Raw genomic sequence first — 17,282 nt, 5'->3', positions numbered from 1 at the left:
TCGCCCTCCCAGTGCGTTTCATTCGTACACCTTATCGTTTAACAGCAAAAAATGCGGTTAGCGAATGTCACACGGTATACGGCAAACACTGAGGAATTCTACTTCAATTTGCGATAGAAACGGCATAGAAATTATTAAAAATTCTTGTGCTGGTATGCCAAATCGCCTTTGGTGACGCTCACGCCCTTTAGCTGCGCATAGACTGTATCGCCTTGTGATAACTGAAGATCATCGACTGCCCATTGGGTTATATTTGCCAGTAATCTTTGGTTACCAATTCGTAACGCGACCTGACAATATCCCGAGGCATTCTCTTCGCACTCGGAAACACACACGTCTTCGACGATAGCGGGCAATACATTTCGGATACTGGTATCGACAGGGCGGGATTTCACTATAGAAATGTCATTGGCAAAAATCCGAAGGCGAAGCAAAGCACCTTCCGCATCATCAACCTTAGTCACCCAAATGGTTTCTCCTTCCAAGTCCAATTGAGCCATCCCATATTTAGCGTGATGCCCTACCAGCTTCGCGCTGACAAGAGCACTCTGTTCTTTCGCTGAAAGCCAAGGGCGCATTGGCGCTGAGCCCCAAACATCATGAAGCGGTCCATTGGCAACAACCTGACCTTCATTCAAGATCAGCATATTGTCTGCAATCTGAAGGATTTCATCCAAACTGTGACTAACGTAGAGCACAGGAATATTTAAAGAAACCGCCAACCGAAGTAAATACTGAATCAATTCTTGCCGACGCGGCCCGTCCAGAGAAGCTGTCGGCTCATCCATGATCAACAGTTCAGGTTCAGACAAAAGCGCCCGCCCTATCGCCACGCGCTGTTTCTCGCCACCAGATAGCACGGCGGGATGCCTTTTCAGTAAGTGTTCAATCCCCAACAACTCGGTGACTTCTTCAAACTTAGCGCGGTTTTCCTTTGGCTGACCGTATTTGAGGTTCTTCTCGACCGACATGTGAGGGAACAGACGCGCTTCTTGAAACACATAACCGATACGTCTTCGCTCGGGCGCGAGGTCAATTTTGGCAGCGCTATCGAACAGCACTTTATCCCCAAGCGCTATTTGTCCGTATTCAGGTTTAACCAAGCCACTGATAGCATTGATGAGTGACGTTTTACCCGCGCCGGAACGACCAAACACCGCGGTAATACCCGATGAAGGGATCGTTTCATTCACCCTAAGCTGGAAAGGCTTGTGATCAACGTTTAGCGACAGCGTAATCATGACAGCCCCATCTTCTTTTTCATTCGACGGCTCAGCCATTCAGAGCCAAACAGCGACAGTAACGCAATCACAATAGAAAGGATGCAAAGACGTGCCACGCTTTCTTCCGCACCAGGTGTTTCTAAGAAGGCAAACATCGCAAGAGGAATGGTTTGGGTTTCACCGGGAATATTCGAAACGAATGTAATGGTTGCGCCAAATTCACCCAAGCTACGGGCAAAAGCCAACACCACACCAGAGAGAATACCCGGTGCTATTAGTGGCAACGTAATGGTGAAAAACACACGCCAGGGAGATGCCCCCAAGGTTCGTGCAGCTTGTTCAAGCTTGCTATCCACGAGTTCGATGGAGAGCCTGACAGCGCGCACCAATAGTGGAAATGCCACCACAGCAGACGCTAATGCAGCGCCTTTCCAACTGAACGAAAAAGAAATGCCAAAGGTGTCATACAACCAACTTCCCACCGCGCCACGACGCCCCATCACAACCAATAGCAAGTAGCCAATCACGACAGGTGGCAGCACCAAAGGCAGGTGGATAAAGCCATCTAACAGAGATTTCCCTGCAAACTCTTTTCTTGCCAATAACCAAGCCATCGCGATGCCTAATGGCAAACTTGCTGCCACAGCGACAAACGATATTTTCAGGCTGAGTGTCAGCGCTTCCCATTCAACAGGTGTGAGTAACATTAGTGATCATTGCTCTGTTTTGGCGTCACCACAAAGCCATTGTTGGTGACAATTTTCGTCGCCGCATCTGAATCTAAAAAACGAAAGAAGGCCTCAGCCTCTGCGTTTGCTTCTTTCGTTAGCGCTTTAGGGAATACGATAGGCGCGTGCGTGTTGGCAGGAATCTCAGCGGCAATTTTCACCTGCGAAGAAGCATTAGCATCAGAAAAATACACAATACCAAGCGGCGCCTCACCACGCTCCACCAGCGCTAGTGTGGCTCTAACGCTGTTTGATAATGCCAATTTACTTTTCACGCTCCCCCAAAACCCCAAGGTTTCAAGAGATTCTTTGGCATAGATACCCGCAGGCACATGACCAGGGTCAGACATCGCCAGCCGACTATTACCGATGGCAGCAACAAGATCTTGCTGATTGAGGCCATCGAGGGTTTTACCATCACGTCCTGCCACGATAACCAATTGGTTTCTTACCCAAGGCATTACCGCACTGGGTTCAATCACGCCTTGCTCAACGACATAAGCCATCCACTTTTCATTCGCCGAAATATAGATATCTGCTGGTGCACCATAGGCCAGCTGCCTTGCAAGTGCTGAAGAAGAAGCATAAGAAACAACCACCTTCTTTCCTGTTTCAAGCTCGTATTGATCAACAATGTCATTCAGCGCTGTTGTCATTGAAGAAGCCGCAAATACCAAGACCTCTTCGCGGGCGAAGGCCGGAGAAGACAACAGCAGAGTGAGCGAGAGAAAACTGAGAAGAATGCGTTGCATACCGCCTCTGGTAAATTGAAGACAGAAAGGCAGTATCATAACAACGAATCTATCAAGACGGGAATTCAATACGAGAGACAACAACTTACTTGGCGAGTAAGCGTACAAAAGAGGCGTAAGCCTTTACGCCTCGGTGTTAATAGTGATGGTGTAGCGATTGTTACCAGCTTGCATCATATAAAGAATTTGCTGTCCCATTGAGTGGTGGGAAATCAGATAATTCCCTTGAGGAAATTCAGTTTCATCAGGGCCAACCAGTACCATGGTGAAGTTCTCAACAAGACGGTCATTTTTCGTCGTGCCATTGCCTTCGCCTTCATTGACGGCCTCAACCAACACATCGTATTCGTTTTCTGCACCATCGATCAGTTGAACGGTATGTCCGGCTAACTTGGAGATATTCTCCCAAGACAATACATTCATTTTTTCTCTCCCGACATCCGTGTTAGTTGTTGTGTTGCGTCCTGATTAAATCGTTATTTTTGTATATCAGCAGGCATGGTTAAAGTGTAGCCAGCATCGGGTTGGGATACTGATTTTAAATAGAATTTTCTGACAGTTGCCCCACTTTTTCTGTGCAAGTATCAATAAAGCGAGGGTGTAATCGGGATAGAGAGAATTTTGGGAGGAGATTTTGGAACCAGAAACGCCGAATGGCGTTTCTGGTATCTTTGCGATTAACGCAGTTTTGATGGACGCGTCTTTTGCGTTTTACTTTGATGGTAAAACCACAGGCGTCTTGCTTTATTACTCATAGAGAACACCTCTTTTTTTAATCAGGTTAAAATGAGCCGACCTTCTTGAACGAAAGTGCGCACGCATTACATTCCTGAGTGTTTAAAATACACTTCATCTGCATTTGCCAACTTATTGGCTGTCTCCCCTTATTCGTTTACCTCAAGGAGCACACTTCTTAAGAATGAAAGATTCATTCGTAGATGCAGGATGAAGCTAATGATATGACAGTGGAAATTGAAAAAAATTCCAGAACTTGTCACAACGAAAGTATTTTTATTACATCCCTTTTCAAGTTTCAAGAGATTCCGAACGTGTGCATGACGTTCAGGTCACAGTTCTGCACTACAGCAGCTCACCTGAATAAAGTATCATTAATTCTATCAATACCACGTCATTCGTGCGTTTCAGAGTGCACAGGTATCGAATCTTACGCTAAACTCCCAGCGAGCAAATTACAAAGAAATGAGTAGCGAACATGTCGCACGAAGAAATTGAAGTAGAAGCGCTAGGTATTGAAGTCTCTTCCCAGCCAGTAGAACTTTATAAAGTATTAAAAATCGCCAACGCCGTTAGCGGTGGTGGTGAAGCCAAAATGGCGATCGCTGAAGGCTATGTCTTCGTGAACGGCGAAGTAGAAACCCGTAAACGTTGCAAAATCTATGATGGCGACGTGATTGCGTTTAACGAAGAGTTTTACGTGGTGCTTTGTGACACGCCACCTGCGCCGGTTGAACCAAAGCAGAAAAAGCCTAAACAGCAGCAACCACAACAGGCAATTCAAAAGCCAAAAGCACAGAAGCAAACCGCTAAAAAGCAAACGGCAAAGCCAACAAAACCAGCAAAAGGAAAAGCGAAGCCTCAAAACGAAGAGCGCGCGGAAAATGGTAGACGAAGCATTTCTTTCTGAATCCTGACTTCACAAAGAAATGCCACACGAAGAAAAGCCACCTAAACGGTGGCTTTTTGCTTAACTCTAAAGGTTGAAAATCGAATACTGTGGTGTTGTCGTAGATATAGCGTGCCTCACATTGCTCACTACGTTGAGCTACCGTGCCTCGTGCATTTGCATCTCATGGGCTATGTGGTGTGTAAGGACTTTTTCAGTTTTGGTGTATTTCTACACTGGTGTAACAGTCCAAATTGTTATGCGACCCAAACTCGTCGCCAGCACTCTTTTGCCCGGCGGACTCGAGCTTCAAAGCTCATCCTCATTCGTCTAAATTTCTGGGTGCAATTTGATTATAGGTAACCTTGACGAAGGGGCTAGATTGCATTTCTGTGATTGTGATCAGGTTTCCGCTTTCGACAATATCAGTCTTTTGGGGTGATTTTTCGGCAGGAATTATGCTTTAAACCCTTGCCACACAAGGCCTGAACGATATTTCCAGAAATTCGCTGCCCCTATTGTCTGAAATTAATAAAGAAATTTCGCTAACGCACTCACAACCATAAATCAGCAGGCGTATAATGCCCACTCTGCAGTTAGCTCATGGATGTTAGATTGACGGCTTTCCACTCCCCATTTCGATTTATACCTACCGCCCAGTCTTCCCTTGCGATGGCATTTTTTGGGCTAGGTGTCGCATGGTCTCTCTACCACCCAATAACTGGACATCTCACCCGCCCCATTCTTTCGACAATCGGCATTTTGTTGATTGCTCCTGTTTGGCTCAAATATATCTTTGAGCCAAAGCGTTTCTTCCAGGATCTCCGAGACCCGCTTTACGGTAGCTTAATGGCGCCCATGACCATGTCGCTATTGTTAATGGCAGATTTTCTGGCGGAAGTGAATGTCAGCGTGGCAGCGGTTGTCTGGTATCCGGCGATGACGATGCACATCTTCATGATGTGTTATTTCTTCTTTCACCAGTTGAAGAACTTTGAGAAGTGCAACATCTACCCGAGTTGGTTCCTATATCCAGTCGGGTTAATCAGCAGCACATTGGCAGGTCCAAAACTGGGGTTTGATAACGAATCTGCCCTGCTGGCCCACATTTGTATCGGCGCGTATTTCTGCATGTTGCCATTTGTGCTTTATCGGCTTTGCTTTTTGGAAAGTTTACCGAGGAACTCCCGCCCGGTACTGGCAATCATGGCAGCACCAGTGAACCTTGCGCTCACCGCGTATTTGGTGAACATGCCATCCCCTGATCCTGTTTTGGCTGGCGCCTTGGCGGGAGTGGGTATTATGATGACCCTGTTCGTCTATCTCTGCTATATCGACCTACTCAAAGAGCCCTTCCAGCCAACGCTCGCAGCACTGACCTTCCCTTCCGTTATCAGCGCCGTCGCCATGGAGCGATTGATTCTCTGGTTGGGAAAAGACTTCCCTCACTGGACATGGCTTGAACGACTAGGTCTGGTCGAACTGACAGTCGCGACGCTTCTCGTGAGCTGGGTCAGTTTTTGCTATTGCCGACACTATGGGTTCGGAAAGTAAAGAGCCCAGATATAACCAATCGAGAAGCGGGTTATCAACCCGCTTTTTTCAACATTCCTTCCGTCTCGAGGAAATGAATCACTTCCGCCAGCCCCACACCTTCTTTCAGGTTGGAAAAGACATAAGGTTTCACCGGACGCATTCTTTTGGTGTCCGAATCCATCACATCGAGGTTCGCGCCAACGTAGGGTGCCAAGTCGATTTTGTTGATCACCAGTAAGTCAGAACGAGTAATACCCGGTCCACCTTTGCGTGGGATCTTCTCGCCTTCTGCCACATCAATCACGTAGATTGTCAGATCAGCGAGTTCAGGGCTAAACGTGGCACTCAGGTTATCGCCGCCGCTTTCGATAAACACCAAATCCAGATCTTTATGAAGCTTTGCCAATCCCTCAACAGCTTCAAGATTCATCGATGCATCTTCACGAATCGCGGTGTGCGGACAACCGCCCGTTTCCACCCCAACAATGCGTTCTGCAGGCAAAGCCTCGGCCTCGGTCAGAATGCGCTGGTCTTCACGGGTATAGATATCATTGGTGACAACAGCCACCGAATAGGTATCACGCATGGCTTTACATAGCACTTCTAAAAGCGCCGTTTTTCCTGACCCAACTGGGCCACCTACACCGACTCTTAGCGGTTGTTTATAATCCATCTTCATTCTCCTTATGAGCGGAATAGCCGCGTGTATTGTGTTTCATGGCAGCTCGACGCAATGGCCTGCGCAGGTGCAAAAGAGCCGACTTGTTCATCAGCGATAAAACGCGACGCTTCGACGACTTCCTGCAAAGCATCAGACACTTCCATCAACACACGCTGTCCCGCTGTTTGTCCTAACGGCACCATTTTCACGCCCGCTACGACGCAGTTTTCCAACCAGCTCCATGCATAACCGTGGCAAAGGGCTTCTTCTTCTATGCCCCATTTCATTCCGGCATACGCGAAGCCTGCGACCTGACTTTTCGCCAGCAACACATCCAACTGGCTTTCGGCTTCAACCAGTTCAAGCTGCTGCAACAGCTTCACCATGGTGCGTCCGCGCTGAAGCTCTTCCGTTCGTAGTTCCATCGTTTCGCGGCTGGCATACAGCCAATCACACCAATGATTTGCCGTCACAACATCATCTGACTTCATTGCAGCGAAAACGCGGCGAAGCACGGGCAGTTCGAGCTGTTGCAAGCTGTCTGTTGCCAAGCTCACCAGCCAGTCCTTCAATGCAGATTCACTATCAACCCAGCCTGTTTCTATCGCCCACTCCAAACCTTGTGAGTAGCTGAATGCTCCCACAGGCAAAGAAGGACTGATAAGTTGAAACAGACGATAATCGGATTGCATGACTAACGGCCGTTGAACATGCGGTGAATCATGTAGCCAATTCCCGCCGCAGCTACCAGCATTAATACAGTTTCAAACGGGTGCGCCTGCGCGGTGGCCAAAATATGATGCGGCGTCTCAGCATGCGGTTCGCCAGTAATGTGTGCAAACGCGGGAAACGGTAATGCCAGCGCAGCGATAAGTAATTTTTTCATAGTCCTGTCTCCTTGACTGAATGTATTAAATCTAAAATCAATGATGACGGTGATGACCGGATGAGTGGCCGCCATAAGCGCCCGCTTCTGGCTCAAAAGGGGCCATTTCGACCACCACACGGCCTCCGAGTAATCCCACCATTTCGTCTAAAACGTGGTCATGCTGATAACGTACCCACCAATCACCCACTTGCAACGGTACATGGCGGTTACCCAAGTGGTAAGCGAGCCGAGCCAATAACACGCCATCATCAGCGTGTACGGTTGATACTTTTTCCTCTGCCGCGATAACACGAACTTGGTGGCCGCAGGTTGATACCAACACATCACCACCGCGAAGCGTTTGCCCACGGGGAAGAAACAACCCAGCCTCACTGCCGTTATCCAGTGTGACGCGGATACGGCTTTTTATTCTTGAATCAATGCCAAGATGAATCGTCGCCAATTCGGTGATATCACTTTCCCTGACATCCGATGCTTTGATGATTTCTGTAAATTCGATCATTTTTCACCTCAGAACAGGAAGTAACGTTGCGCCATCGGTAACACATCAGCAGGCTGGCAAACCAGTAATTGGCCGTCTGCGCGCACCTCATAGGTTTGAGGATCCACTTCGATCGTTGGCTGCCAGTCGTTCAGTTTCATGTCTTTCTTGCGGATGTTTCTGCAGTTTTTCACTGCCACTGCACCACTCTTCAGATCCAGCATTTCCGGTACACCGTTATCAATCGACATCTGAGACATAAACAACAGCGAGCTCTGTGCTGGGCCTGCACCAAAAGAACCAAACATAGGGCGGTAATGCACAGGCTGAGGTGTTGGAATGGAGCCATTTGGATCGCCCATAGGCGCGGTAGCAATTAAGCCGCCTTTGATCACCAGCGAAGGTTTCACGCCAAAGAAAGCAGGCTTCCAAAGTACCAGGTCCGCCAATTTGCCCTTTTCAATCGAGCCGACTTCATGGGCGACGCCATGAGTAATCGCCGGGTTAATGGTGTATTTCGCCACATAACGTTTGATTCGCGCGTTATCGCTATAGCTACTGTCGCCTTCCAACGCACCAAACTGCACTTTCATCTTGTGCGCGGTTTGCCAGGTACGAAGGATGACTTCACCGACTCGTCCCATGGCCTGCGAGTCCGACGAAATCATCGAAAACGCCCCCATGTCGTGAAGCATGTCTTCCGCCGCAATGGTTTCGCGGCGAATACGGGATTCCGCGAACGCGATGTCTTCGGCGATGGACGGTGAAAGGTGGTGACACACCATCAACATGTCGAGGTGTTCATCCACCGTGTTGACCGTGTAAGGACGGGTTGGGTTAGTCGAAGACGGTAATACGTTTGCAAGGCCTGCCGCTTTGATGATATCCGGCGCATGGCCACCACCCGCGCCTTCAGTGTGATAGGTATGGATAACGCGGTCGCCAATGGCACTCAGCGTCGATTCCACAAAGCCACACTCGTTGAGCGTGTCGGTGTGAATCGCGACCTGAGTATCCGTCACTTCCGCGACGCTTAAACAGCAGTCAATCGCTGCTGGCGTCGAGCCCCAGTCTTCGTGCAGTTTCAAGCCACAGGCACCCGCCGCAATTTGCTCGTCCAGCGCGTCCGATAAGCTCGCGTTACCTTTACCCAGCAAACCGAAGTTCATCGGGAACGCATCCAACGATTCGAGCATGCGGTGAATGTTCCAAGGTCCCGGCGTACAGGTTGTCGCATTGGTGCCTGTCGCTGGGCCAGTACCGCCACCGATCATAGTAGTCACGCCAGAGGTCAGCGCTTCTTCGATTTGCTGCGGGCAGATAAAGTGGATGTGAGAATCAATGCCGCCCGCTGTCAGGATTTGACCTTCACCCGCCACCACTTCAGTGCCCGGGCCAATGATGATATCGACATTGTCCTGAATGTCCGGGTTACCGGCTTTGCCTATACCCGCAATGCGACCGCCTTTTACAGCGACATCTGCTTTTACGATGCCCCAGTAATCGAGCACGACAACATTGGTGATCACCATGTCCGGTGTTTCGCTGCTCGGGCGTTGGCTTTGTCCCATACCATCGCGAATAGTTTTACCGCCGCCGAATTTCACCTCGTCGCCGTAAACCGTGAAGTCTTTTTCCACTTCCAGCCAGAGTTCGGTGTCGGCCAAACGCACACAGTCGCCTGTGGTTGGACCGAACATTTCTGCATAAGCGCTTCGGGATATTTTCTTACTCATCTCAATCATCCTTATCGCTGTTTGATGCACCATCTATCGGACCCATGCAGCGCCCTTGAAAGCCATACACTTCGCGGGAACCCGCGTAAGCCACAAGCTCTACCGAGCGGCTTTGACCTGGTTCGAAACGCACCGCCGTACCTGAAGGAATGTTGAGACGAAATCCTTTTGTCATGTTGCGTTCAAAAACCAGCGCGTCGTTCACTTCGAAAAAGTGATAGTGAGAGCCGACCTGAACTGGCCTATCACCTGTGTTTGCTACATCAACGGTAACAGTTGGGCGACCTGCATTGAGCTCGATTTCCCCGTCTGCTGCGCGAATTTCACCCGGCGTAAAGGAACCTGTTTTTAGTTTCATCTTGGCCTCCTACACAATCGGATCGTGAACAGTGACAAGCTTGGTGCCATCAGGGAAAGTCGCTTCCACCTGGACGTCGTGGATCATCTCTGGCACCCCTTCCATCACGTCATTGACGGTCAGGATAGTGCGGCCGTAATCCATCAACTCCGCCACGGTTCGACCGTCTCGAGCACCTTCCATAATGGCGGCGCTGATCAAGGCGACAGATTCGGGATAGTTCAACTTCAAGCCACGTTCTTTGCGTCGTTCGGCAAGTAAAGCAGCGGTAAATAGCAGCAGCTTGTCCTTTTCTCTCGGGGTTAACTCCATGTGTTGACTCCTCGCAGTTTTCGCGGTCAATACACCGCTATAAATCAAGTACGCCAGATCCTCGGTACATCAGGGGTTGCGCCGGTCCAGTGTTTTCGAATTCTTAGCCAGCATTCCGTCAGAATGTGGAACAGGGTTTCTGTGTTTGATGCCAATGCCCGCACAGCCAGCAATCCGTCTATATAGGTAATGCCAAGCTCCAGCTCTTTCGGCTTGTCCTGTTCAGCCCACCAGCTTTTAAGCAACTCAGACAAAGCCTCTGCGTCGCCACACACGAACATAGAACCGACAACGGGATAGCCACGAAGCGCCGCGGCAGAGTGTTGTAGCGTGGCTGGATTGACGCGTAGGCGCTCGCAGAGAACGAGCTTGTCGTCGATGGAAATCGTGGTCATTCCATCAATCACGCCTTTATCGAAGGCTTGGTTGGAAACAGGCTGTCCCAAAGTCCAAATTTCCCAGCCTGCAAAGCGCGCATGAGAGGAAATTTGAATATCAGTACGGGTGACAAGATGGGCATTCGGAAACGCAATGTTTTCCAACGGCAACCACTCAAGACGGCTATCTTCACCCACTTTCAGCGATTGGTTTAACGTCGCAACGCGACCGTCTGAGCGATAAAAACGAGTCGCGCCGGGAGTGGTAATTAATGCTTCTGCGCCGTCTTTGGCCTCGACAAACACATTCAGGCTGTCGCCACCCACCACACCGCCCGGCGGATGCAACAAATGGCTGTGGCATACGCCGCCTTCCGGATACAAAGCGCGCTGCACCGCCAAAGGGCCACGGTGCAGGCAATCACGCAATACCGTTCGGGTACCGTTGTGCTGATACCCGAGGCGAAGTTCCGCTTCCCATCGGCCGTGAGACTGGGTGTTCAGGACATTGCTTTCATAAACATCAGAGAGCGTTTGTGCCATACAATCACTCCTACACCGTCAGATACTGTCGAATCAGATCGTCAGAAAGCTCGCCCATTTCGCCGCTAGCCACGCTTCTTCCGCGATCAAGCAAACAGAATCTGTCGCCGACTTTGCGTGCAAATGGCAGCTTCTGCTCAACAAGAATGACAGTGAGGCCCATCTCCTGATTGAGTTTGCAGATGATGTCGCCAATTTCCTGCACGATGTTTGGCTGAATCCCTTCTGTCGGCTCATCCAAAAGCAATAGCTTGGGGTCGATCACCAAAGCGCGGGCAATCGCCAATTGCTGTTGCTGACCACCTGATAAATCCCCGCCAAAGCGACGCTTCATTTCCGCCAGGACAGGAAACAACTCATAGATGTAATCAGGGATTTTCCTGTCGTTCTTAGGGCGGATGGGCAGGCCGATTTCCAGATTTTCCTCAACCGTTAATCTTGGGAAGATCTGACGACCCTGCGGCACATAGCCCACACCCGCCCGCGGTCTGTCTTCGGCGCGACGCGGGGCAAGGTCATTACCTTCCATCAGGATTTGGCCAGTATCGACTTTCAATAATCCCATGATGCTTTGCAGCAAGGTGGTTTTTCCGACGCCATTGCGTCCCATCACCACGGTGCATTGTCCTTTTGGCGCTTCAATTGAAAGATCCCAGAGTGTCTGACTCTCTCCGTAACGCTGATTTAATCCATTTACCGTCAGCATTAAACTCTCTCCTATTGACCCAAATACACTTCACGTACACGCTGGTCATCCTGAATCGACTTCATCGATCCTTCTGCCAGCACATGCCCTTGGTGAAGCACGGTCACCGTCGACGCAATACTGCGAACAAAATCCATATCGTGTTCAACCACCATGATGGAATGCTCGCCAGCCAAAGAAAGCAGTAGCTCAGCAGTACGATCCATCTCCTGATGCGTCATGCCCGCCACAGGCTCGTCCACCAACAACAACTTAGGTTTCTGCATCAGCAGCATGCCGATTTCAAGCCACTGTTTCTGGCCATGGGAAAGCTTGCCCGCCAACATTCTGGACTGTGTGTCTAAGCCTATTAGTTCGAGTACTCTTTCTATGTCGCATTTCTGCTCACCGGATAAAACGGCACGGAACAGATGCCAGGTGGATTTCTCACCCGCCATGGCAAGCTCAAGATTTTCCCAAACTGACAGCGCTTCAAATACGGTAGGTTTCTGGAATTTTCGGCCAATGCCCGCATTGGCAATTTCCGCTTCATCCATCTTGAGCAGGTTCAATTGCTGACCAAGCCAGACGTCGCCCACATCCGGTCTCGTCTTACCCGTGATGATGTCCATCATGGTGGTTTTACCCGCACCATTTGGCCCGATAATGCAGCGAAGCTCGCCTTCTTTGATGTACAGGTTCAAATCGTTAATCGCTTTGAAACCATCAAAAGATACCGACACTCCTTCGACGTAAAGCAACATGCCGTTTTTCACGTCGACTTTGGGGTTGTATTGAGGCTTCAGGAAGCTGAATACCTGATCACGTCGGGTGATTTCATTCAGCAGCTCCGCCGTAGGATTGGTCTCAGGCAGTTGTTCTTTTTGGTGGTTCATGCCTTCGACCACCAAGGTTCTCGACATCATGCGTTTGCCTCCTTGCGAAACAGTCCACTTACGCCTTTTGGCAGATACAAGGTCGCGAGTACAAACAACGCACCCAACGCAAACAGCCACACTTCTGGAAATTCAACCGTGAACCAGCTTTTCGCGTAGTTCACCAACACAGCACCAATGACAGCGCCATAGAGAGTCGCGCGGCCACCCAGTGCTACCCAAACCACGATTTCAATCGAGTTCAGCGGCGCAAATTCTCCCGGGTTAATGATGCCCACCTGCGGGACATATAGCGCACCCGCCACACCTGCGATGGCAGCAGACAACACGAATAACCAGAGCTTGCTGTTCTCAACGCGATATCCAACAAATCGGGTGCGGGATTCCGCATCGCGAATGGCGATCGTCAATGCACCTAATCGGCTGACAACCACCGCACGACACAACAAGTAAACCAGCAGTAACGCCATCACAGTCGCCGTAAATAACCCAATTCGGGTGGCATCGCTTTGAAGGCTGAAACCGAGAATGTCTTTGAAATCCGTCAGGCCATTATTGCCGCCAAATCCCATTTCATTGCGGAAGAATGCCAGCATCAAAGCGAACGTCATCGCCTGCGTCATGATGGAGAGATAAACGCCGGACACACGGGAGCGGAATGCCAGCCAGCCGAATACAAAGGCCAACAGACCAGGTACCGCGACTGCCATCAAACAGGCAAACCAGAATTGGTCGAAGCCGAACCAGAACCACGGCAGTTCCTGCCAGTTAAGGAACACCATAAAGTCCGGCAGTTCTGGGTTACCATAAACGCCACGATCACCAATCTGGCGCATCAGATACATACCCATGGCATAACCGCCGAGTGCGAAGAACGCGCCGTGGCCCAGACTCAAAATACCGAGATAACCCCAAACCAAATCCACTGACAGCGCGAGAATGGCGAAGCAGAGATATTTTCCGAGTAGAGAAACGGTATACGTTTCAAGATAAAAAACGCTGCCTGCCGGTACCACCAGGTTTAGGATAGGCACCAGAAAACCAATGCCCAGCAGCACCACAATCATCATTACCGTTGAGCGGTCGAAAAGAGATTTAGTGACCATTTAGTTGTCCTCCGCCATGCGTCCACGTTGCGGAAACAAACCTTTAGGACGTTTTTGAATAAAGAGGATGATGAACACCAGAACGAGGATCTTCGCCAATACAGCGCCCGCCCAAGGTTCCAAGACTTTGTTGAACACACCGAGGCTCAAGCCTGCAGCCAACGTTCCCCATAGGTTTCCAACGCCGCCGAAGACCACCACCATGAAAGAGTCGATGATGTAAGCCTGACCCATGTTCGGTCCCACGTTGGTGAGCTGGGAAAGTGCCACGCCCGCTACACCGGCAATGCCTGAGCCCAAACCAAAGGTCGCCATATCGACCCATTCAGAGCGCACACCCATCGCGCGGGCCATTGCACGGTTTTGCGACACGGCACGAACCTGCAAGCCCAAAGGCGTGCGCTTCAAAATAAACAGGAGTGCAAAGAAGACCATCAGGCAGAACACCATGATGTACATGCGGCTGGCTGTCAGCTCTAACATTGGCGTGACTTCAATCATGCCGCTCATAAAATCAGGTGTGCTGACAGAACGGTTAAGCGGAGAGAAGATACTACGCACAGCTTGTTGCAAAATAAGGCTGATGCCGAAGGTCGCCAGCAGGGTTTCCAATGGCCGGCCGTAAAGATGTCGAATCACCGAACGCTCAATCGCCATGCCCACCAAACCGGAAACCACAAAGGCGCAAGGAATAGAAAGCAGCAGCGCCATGCCGGTTTGCGCCGGGAAAAGTTGTTGCAGCACATAGGTGGTATACGCACCGATCATGATCAACTCACCATGCGCCATGTTAATCACGCCCATCACACCAAACGTGATGGCAAGGCCGATCCCCGCGAGCACTAGTACCGACCCAAGACTTAAACCGAAATACAAAGTTTGGGCGGCATTCACTACACGCTGGCTCTGTTCATACTCAGCAATCGCTTTATCAAGCGCTGTGATGGTTTCAACATCATCACTCTGCACTTTCGCTCTTGCTGCCTGCAGCGCATCAAAGGCTTCGGGCAAACCAACGCCAGACAGGAAAGTTATGGCTTCCATGGTCTGCTTTGCTTCCATGGCCTGCGTTGCTTCGCTGCCTTCTGTCACTGCGTACACAGAAATTGCCGTGGAGAGATACTTTCTAGTGACAGTGTCACTCTCGGCGTCGCGTATCGAAATGATAGTGGGCAGTAAGGAGGCATCAAGCTCTCCAATCATGCGCCTAGCCGCGGTTTGACGTGTTTCTGCATCAGCGCTGGACAGTGCACCTGTCGCCATGGCGGTCTTTATCTGACTGCGGATTTTGTTATTGATGGTCACCGCACGGTACTGGCGTTTCTTTTCTACCGTCACAGTGTCGGCAGAGAGAATATTGGTCAGCTCGCTGCCTTTCGCCAATGGCGGCTCGGCAAGATACCAAACAGATTTGGCTTTCTTGTCGTAAACCACCTGCTTATTCAGCAAGCCTTCAAGAAGTTGAATGTTGGAAACCGTTGCTTGTTCTGATGACACAGCTGACGCGATAAAAGCAATCGCGGCTTCTTTGTCACCAAACGATTTACCCGCAAGTGCGCTTGCGGCTTGGGACATCTCCGAAATGTCGGCGTTCGCCTGTGCTGTTATCAGTACGCTACTCATAAGAACGAGTAAGCGGCACAACCACAGCAGGCGATTCATTGTTGCTGTCAAACGATGCATGAATCGATCCTTCGAAAAAATCCTGCCAATGCGGTTCATATGTGCAAGGAGACGGCACCGCAAAGGCAGGTAAACTGGAAGCAACCTTCCGGGCGGGAGTCTCTATGGACTCCCTACCCTAGTAGATAGAATCAGAACTTATTCAGCGACACCTGAGCACTGGCCCGTGGTGACATTGAAGCTGCCGCAAGACATTGGCTTCAGCCAGCTTGCAAACAAATCTTTTGAACCAGTCAGGTAATCAGACCACGCATCACCCGCAACAACGTCCGGGGTTTCCCACACGGTCACGAACTGACCGTCGTCCTGAATTTCACCAATTAACACAGGCTTAGTGATGTGATGATTAGGCATCATGGTCGCGAAACCGCCAGTCAGGTTTGGAACAGTCACACCAATGATCGATTCCTGAACGGCTTCAGAATCTGTGGTGCCTGCTTTCTCAACCGCTTTCGCCCACATGTTGAAACCCAGGTAAGTGGCTTCCATTGGGTCGTTAGTCACACGCTTGTCGTCTTTGATATAGGCATGCCACTTCTCAACGAATTCGTCGTTGGTGTCAGTTTCAACACTCATGAAGTAGTTCCATGCTGCGAGGTGACCCACCAGCGCAGAAGTGTCCATACCAGACAGTTCTTCTTCACCAACCGAGAATGCAACCACTGGAATGTCTTCCGCTTCTACGCCCTGAGCAGCAAGCTCTTTGTAGAAAGGCACGTTGGCGTCACCGTTGATGGTAGAAACCACTGCGGTTTTCTTACCGGCAGCACCGAATTTCTTGATGTCAGCAACGATTGACTGCCAATCAGAGTGACCAAATGGGGTGTAATTGATCATGATGTCTTCTTTCGCAACACCACTGTCAATCAAATAGGCTTCGAGGATTTTGTTGGTCGTACGTGGGTAAACATAGTCAGTACCTGCCAGTACCCAGCGCTCAACGCCAAGGTCTTTTTTCAGGTAGTCAACAGCAGGAATCGCCTGCTGGTTAGGCGCAGCGCCAGTGTAGAACACGTTTTTCGAGGACTCTTCACCCTCGTACTGAACAGGATAGAACAGCAGGCTGTTAAGTTCTTCGAATACAGGTAAGACAGATTTGCGTGAAACGGATGTCCAGCAGCCGAACACAACATCTACTTCTTCTTTCTCAATCAGTTCGCGTGCTTTTTCGGCAAACAGCGGCCAGTTTGAAGCTGGGTCAACCACAACGGCTTCCAGCTTCTTGCCGAGCAAACCTCCTTTCTTGTTTTGCTCGTCCACCATCATCAACACGGTGTCTTTCAACGTCGTTTCACTGATCGCCATCGTGCCAGATAGCGAATGCAAGACACCCACTTTGATGGTGTCTTCTTCAGCGACAACCTGAAATGAGATGCCAGCACCAGCGATAACCGCAGCACTTACCCAATTTAATGCAAACTTCTTCCCTTTCATTGCAAAAGCTCCTTTTGAGTATCTGGGATACCCTTGAGCAAGAGCCTTGCCATAAACGAGATATTGCTCGCAAATAAATAACAACCCAATGAAATAAAAAAGGTTTTATACAGAGCATCAAACGTTATAGACACGAACACAAAATTCAAGATGCTTAAGAATGGTGCATAGAAACCTGCCCAACGCACTATATTAGTCACTCCTTAGCTAGGAGTGACACGACGCACTTATATGGAGCATCGTTCTGTATTTTTTAGT

20 protein-coding genes are annotated in these 17,282 nt (G+C 49.9%); 3 read left to right on the top strand and 17 right to left on the bottom strand.

The features are described 5' to 3' along the window. Positions 1–134: 134 nt before the first annotated feature. From modC to RN22_RS14315, 4 genes are all read right to left on the bottom strand, one after another. A complete protein-coding gene (gene modC / locus RN22_RS14330) occupies positions 135–1,241 on the bottom strand; it encodes a molybdenum ABC transporter ATP-binding protein ModC (RefSeq protein WP_046305357.1) in 1,107 nt (368 codons plus the stop codon). Continuing rightward, positions 1,238–1,930, bottom strand: coding sequence for a molybdate ABC transporter permease subunit (modB, locus tag RN22_RS14325; RefSeq protein ID WP_002536033.1), 693 nt, complete (start codon positions 1,928–1,930; stop codon positions 1,238–1,240). The genes modC and modB overlap by 4 nt, the downstream gene beginning before the upstream one ends. Then, positions 1,930–2,703, bottom strand: a complete 774-nt coding sequence (gene modA / locus RN22_RS14320; RefSeq protein ID WP_046305401.1) for a molybdate ABC transporter substrate-binding protein — start codon at positions 2,701–2,703, stop codon at positions 1,930–1,932. Before modA ends, modB begins: the two co-directional genes overlap by 1 nt. Positions 2,704–2,826: 123 nt before the next feature. Next, positions 2,827–3,126: a hypothetical protein gene (locus RN22_RS14315; protein ID WP_002536037.1), complete on the bottom strand. Its 300-nt coding sequence runs from the start codon at positions 3,124–3,126 to the stop codon at positions 2,827–2,829. Positions 3,127–3,337: 211 nt separating this feature from the next. On the opposite strand from RN22_RS14315, the gene RN22_RS25560 reads away from it, so the two are divergent. The 3 genes from RN22_RS25560 to RN22_RS14305 all read left to right on the top strand — a co-directional run bounded on the left by RN22_RS25560 (position 3,338) and on the right by RN22_RS14305 (position 5,881). Further along, positions 3,338–3,460 carry a hypothetical protein gene (locus RN22_RS25560; protein ID WP_002536038.1) on the top strand — a complete coding sequence of 41 codons (123 nt, stop codon included), beginning with the start codon at positions 3,338–3,340 and terminating at the stop codon, positions 3,458–3,460. Positions 3,461–3,916: 456 nt separating this feature from the next. Further along, positions 3,917–4,348 (top strand): RNA-binding S4 domain-containing protein, encoded by a 432-nt coding sequence (locus RN22_RS14310; RefSeq protein WP_046305355.1) that lies wholly within the window; start codon positions 3,917–3,919, stop codon positions 4,346–4,348. Positions 4,349–4,930: 582 nt separating this feature from the next. Beyond that, on the top strand, positions 4,931–5,881 hold the full coding sequence (locus RN22_RS14305; RefSeq protein WP_046305353.1) for a TDT family transporter: 951 nt from the start codon (positions 4,931–4,933) through the stop codon (positions 5,879–5,881). Between the two features lie 34 nt (positions 5,882–5,915). Here the strand turns inward: RN22_RS14305 and ureG are convergent, their stop codons facing one another. The 13 genes from ureG to urtA all read right to left on the bottom strand — a co-directional run bounded on the left by ureG (position 5,916) and on the right by urtA (position 17,024). Then, positions 5,916–6,536, bottom strand: a complete 621-nt coding sequence (gene ureG / locus RN22_RS14300; protein WP_046305351.1) for an urease accessory protein UreG — start codon at positions 6,534–6,536, stop codon at positions 5,916–5,918. Positions 6,537–6,547: 11 nt separating this feature from the next. Beyond that, positions 6,548–7,216, bottom strand: a complete 669-nt coding sequence (locus RN22_RS14295) for an urease accessory protein UreF (RefSeq protein ID WP_046305349.1) — start codon at positions 7,214–7,216, stop codon at positions 6,548–6,550. 2 nt (positions 7,217–7,218) lie between these two features. Beyond that, entirely contained in the window at positions 7,219–7,410 is a 192-nt protein-coding gene (locus tag RN22_RS14290; protein ID WP_046305348.1) for a hypothetical protein, read from the bottom strand. Between the two features lie 37 nt (positions 7,411–7,447). Next, entirely contained in the window at positions 7,448–7,915 is a 468-nt protein-coding gene (ureE, locus tag RN22_RS14285; protein WP_046305345.1) for an urease accessory protein UreE, read from the bottom strand. Between the two features lie 8 nt (positions 7,916–7,923). Further along, complete coding sequence (ureC, locus tag RN22_RS14280) at positions 7,924–9,630, bottom strand: urease subunit alpha (RefSeq protein ID WP_046305343.1); 1,707 nt, start codon at positions 9,628–9,630, stop codon at positions 7,924–7,926. 1 nt (position 9,631) lies between these two features. Then, on the bottom strand, positions 9,632–9,988 hold the full coding sequence (locus RN22_RS14275; RefSeq protein ID WP_002536052.1) for an urease subunit beta: 357 nt from the start codon (positions 9,986–9,988) through the stop codon (positions 9,632–9,634). Positions 9,989–9,997: 9 nt separating this feature from the next. Continuing rightward, complete coding sequence (ureA, locus tag RN22_RS14270; RefSeq protein ID WP_002536054.1) at positions 9,998–10,300, bottom strand: urease subunit gamma; 303 nt, start codon at positions 10,298–10,300, stop codon at positions 9,998–10,000. A 44-nt stretch (positions 10,301–10,344) separates the two neighbouring features. Then, the gene (locus tag RN22_RS14265; RefSeq protein WP_046305340.1) at positions 10,345–11,220 is read right to left on the bottom strand and encodes an urease accessory protein UreD; all 876 of its coding nucleotides are present in this window, start codon (positions 11,218–11,220) and stop codon (positions 10,345–10,347) included. A gap of 10 nt (positions 11,221–11,230) precedes the next feature. Then, complete coding sequence (gene urtE / locus RN22_RS14260) at positions 11,231–11,926, bottom strand: urea ABC transporter ATP-binding subunit UrtE (RefSeq protein ID WP_046305337.1); 696 nt, start codon at positions 11,924–11,926, stop codon at positions 11,231–11,233. 11 nt (positions 11,927–11,937) lie between these two features. Next, positions 11,938–12,831, bottom strand: a complete 894-nt coding sequence (gene urtD / locus RN22_RS14255) for an urea ABC transporter ATP-binding protein UrtD (protein ID WP_046305335.1) — start codon at positions 12,829–12,831, stop codon at positions 11,938–11,940. Further along, positions 12,828–13,907 carry an urea ABC transporter permease subunit UrtC gene (gene urtC, locus RN22_RS14250; protein WP_197076302.1) on the bottom strand — a complete coding sequence of 360 codons (1,080 nt, stop codon included), beginning with the start codon at positions 13,905–13,907 and terminating at the stop codon, positions 12,828–12,830. Before urtC ends, urtD begins: the two co-directional genes overlap by 4 nt. Beyond that, entirely contained in the window at positions 13,908–15,530 is a 1,623-nt protein-coding gene (gene urtB, locus RN22_RS14245) for an urea ABC transporter permease subunit UrtB (RefSeq protein ID WP_369700102.1), read from the bottom strand. Between the two features lie 198 nt (positions 15,531–15,728). Further along, positions 15,729–17,024: an urea ABC transporter substrate-binding protein gene (urtA, locus tag RN22_RS14240; protein WP_046305331.1), complete on the bottom strand. Its 1,296-nt coding sequence runs from the start codon at positions 17,022–17,024 to the stop codon at positions 15,729–15,731. Between the last annotated feature and the right edge of the window lie 258 nt (positions 17,025–17,282).

It is taken from the genome of Grimontia sp. AD028, assembly GCF_000973155.1.
Lineage (GTDB): Bacteria > Pseudomonadota > Gammaproteobacteria > Enterobacterales > Vibrionaceae > Enterovibrio > Enterovibrio indicus.
Note: the sequence above shows the minus strand (reverse complement) of the source record. Positions and strands in the feature narration are given on the sequence as shown.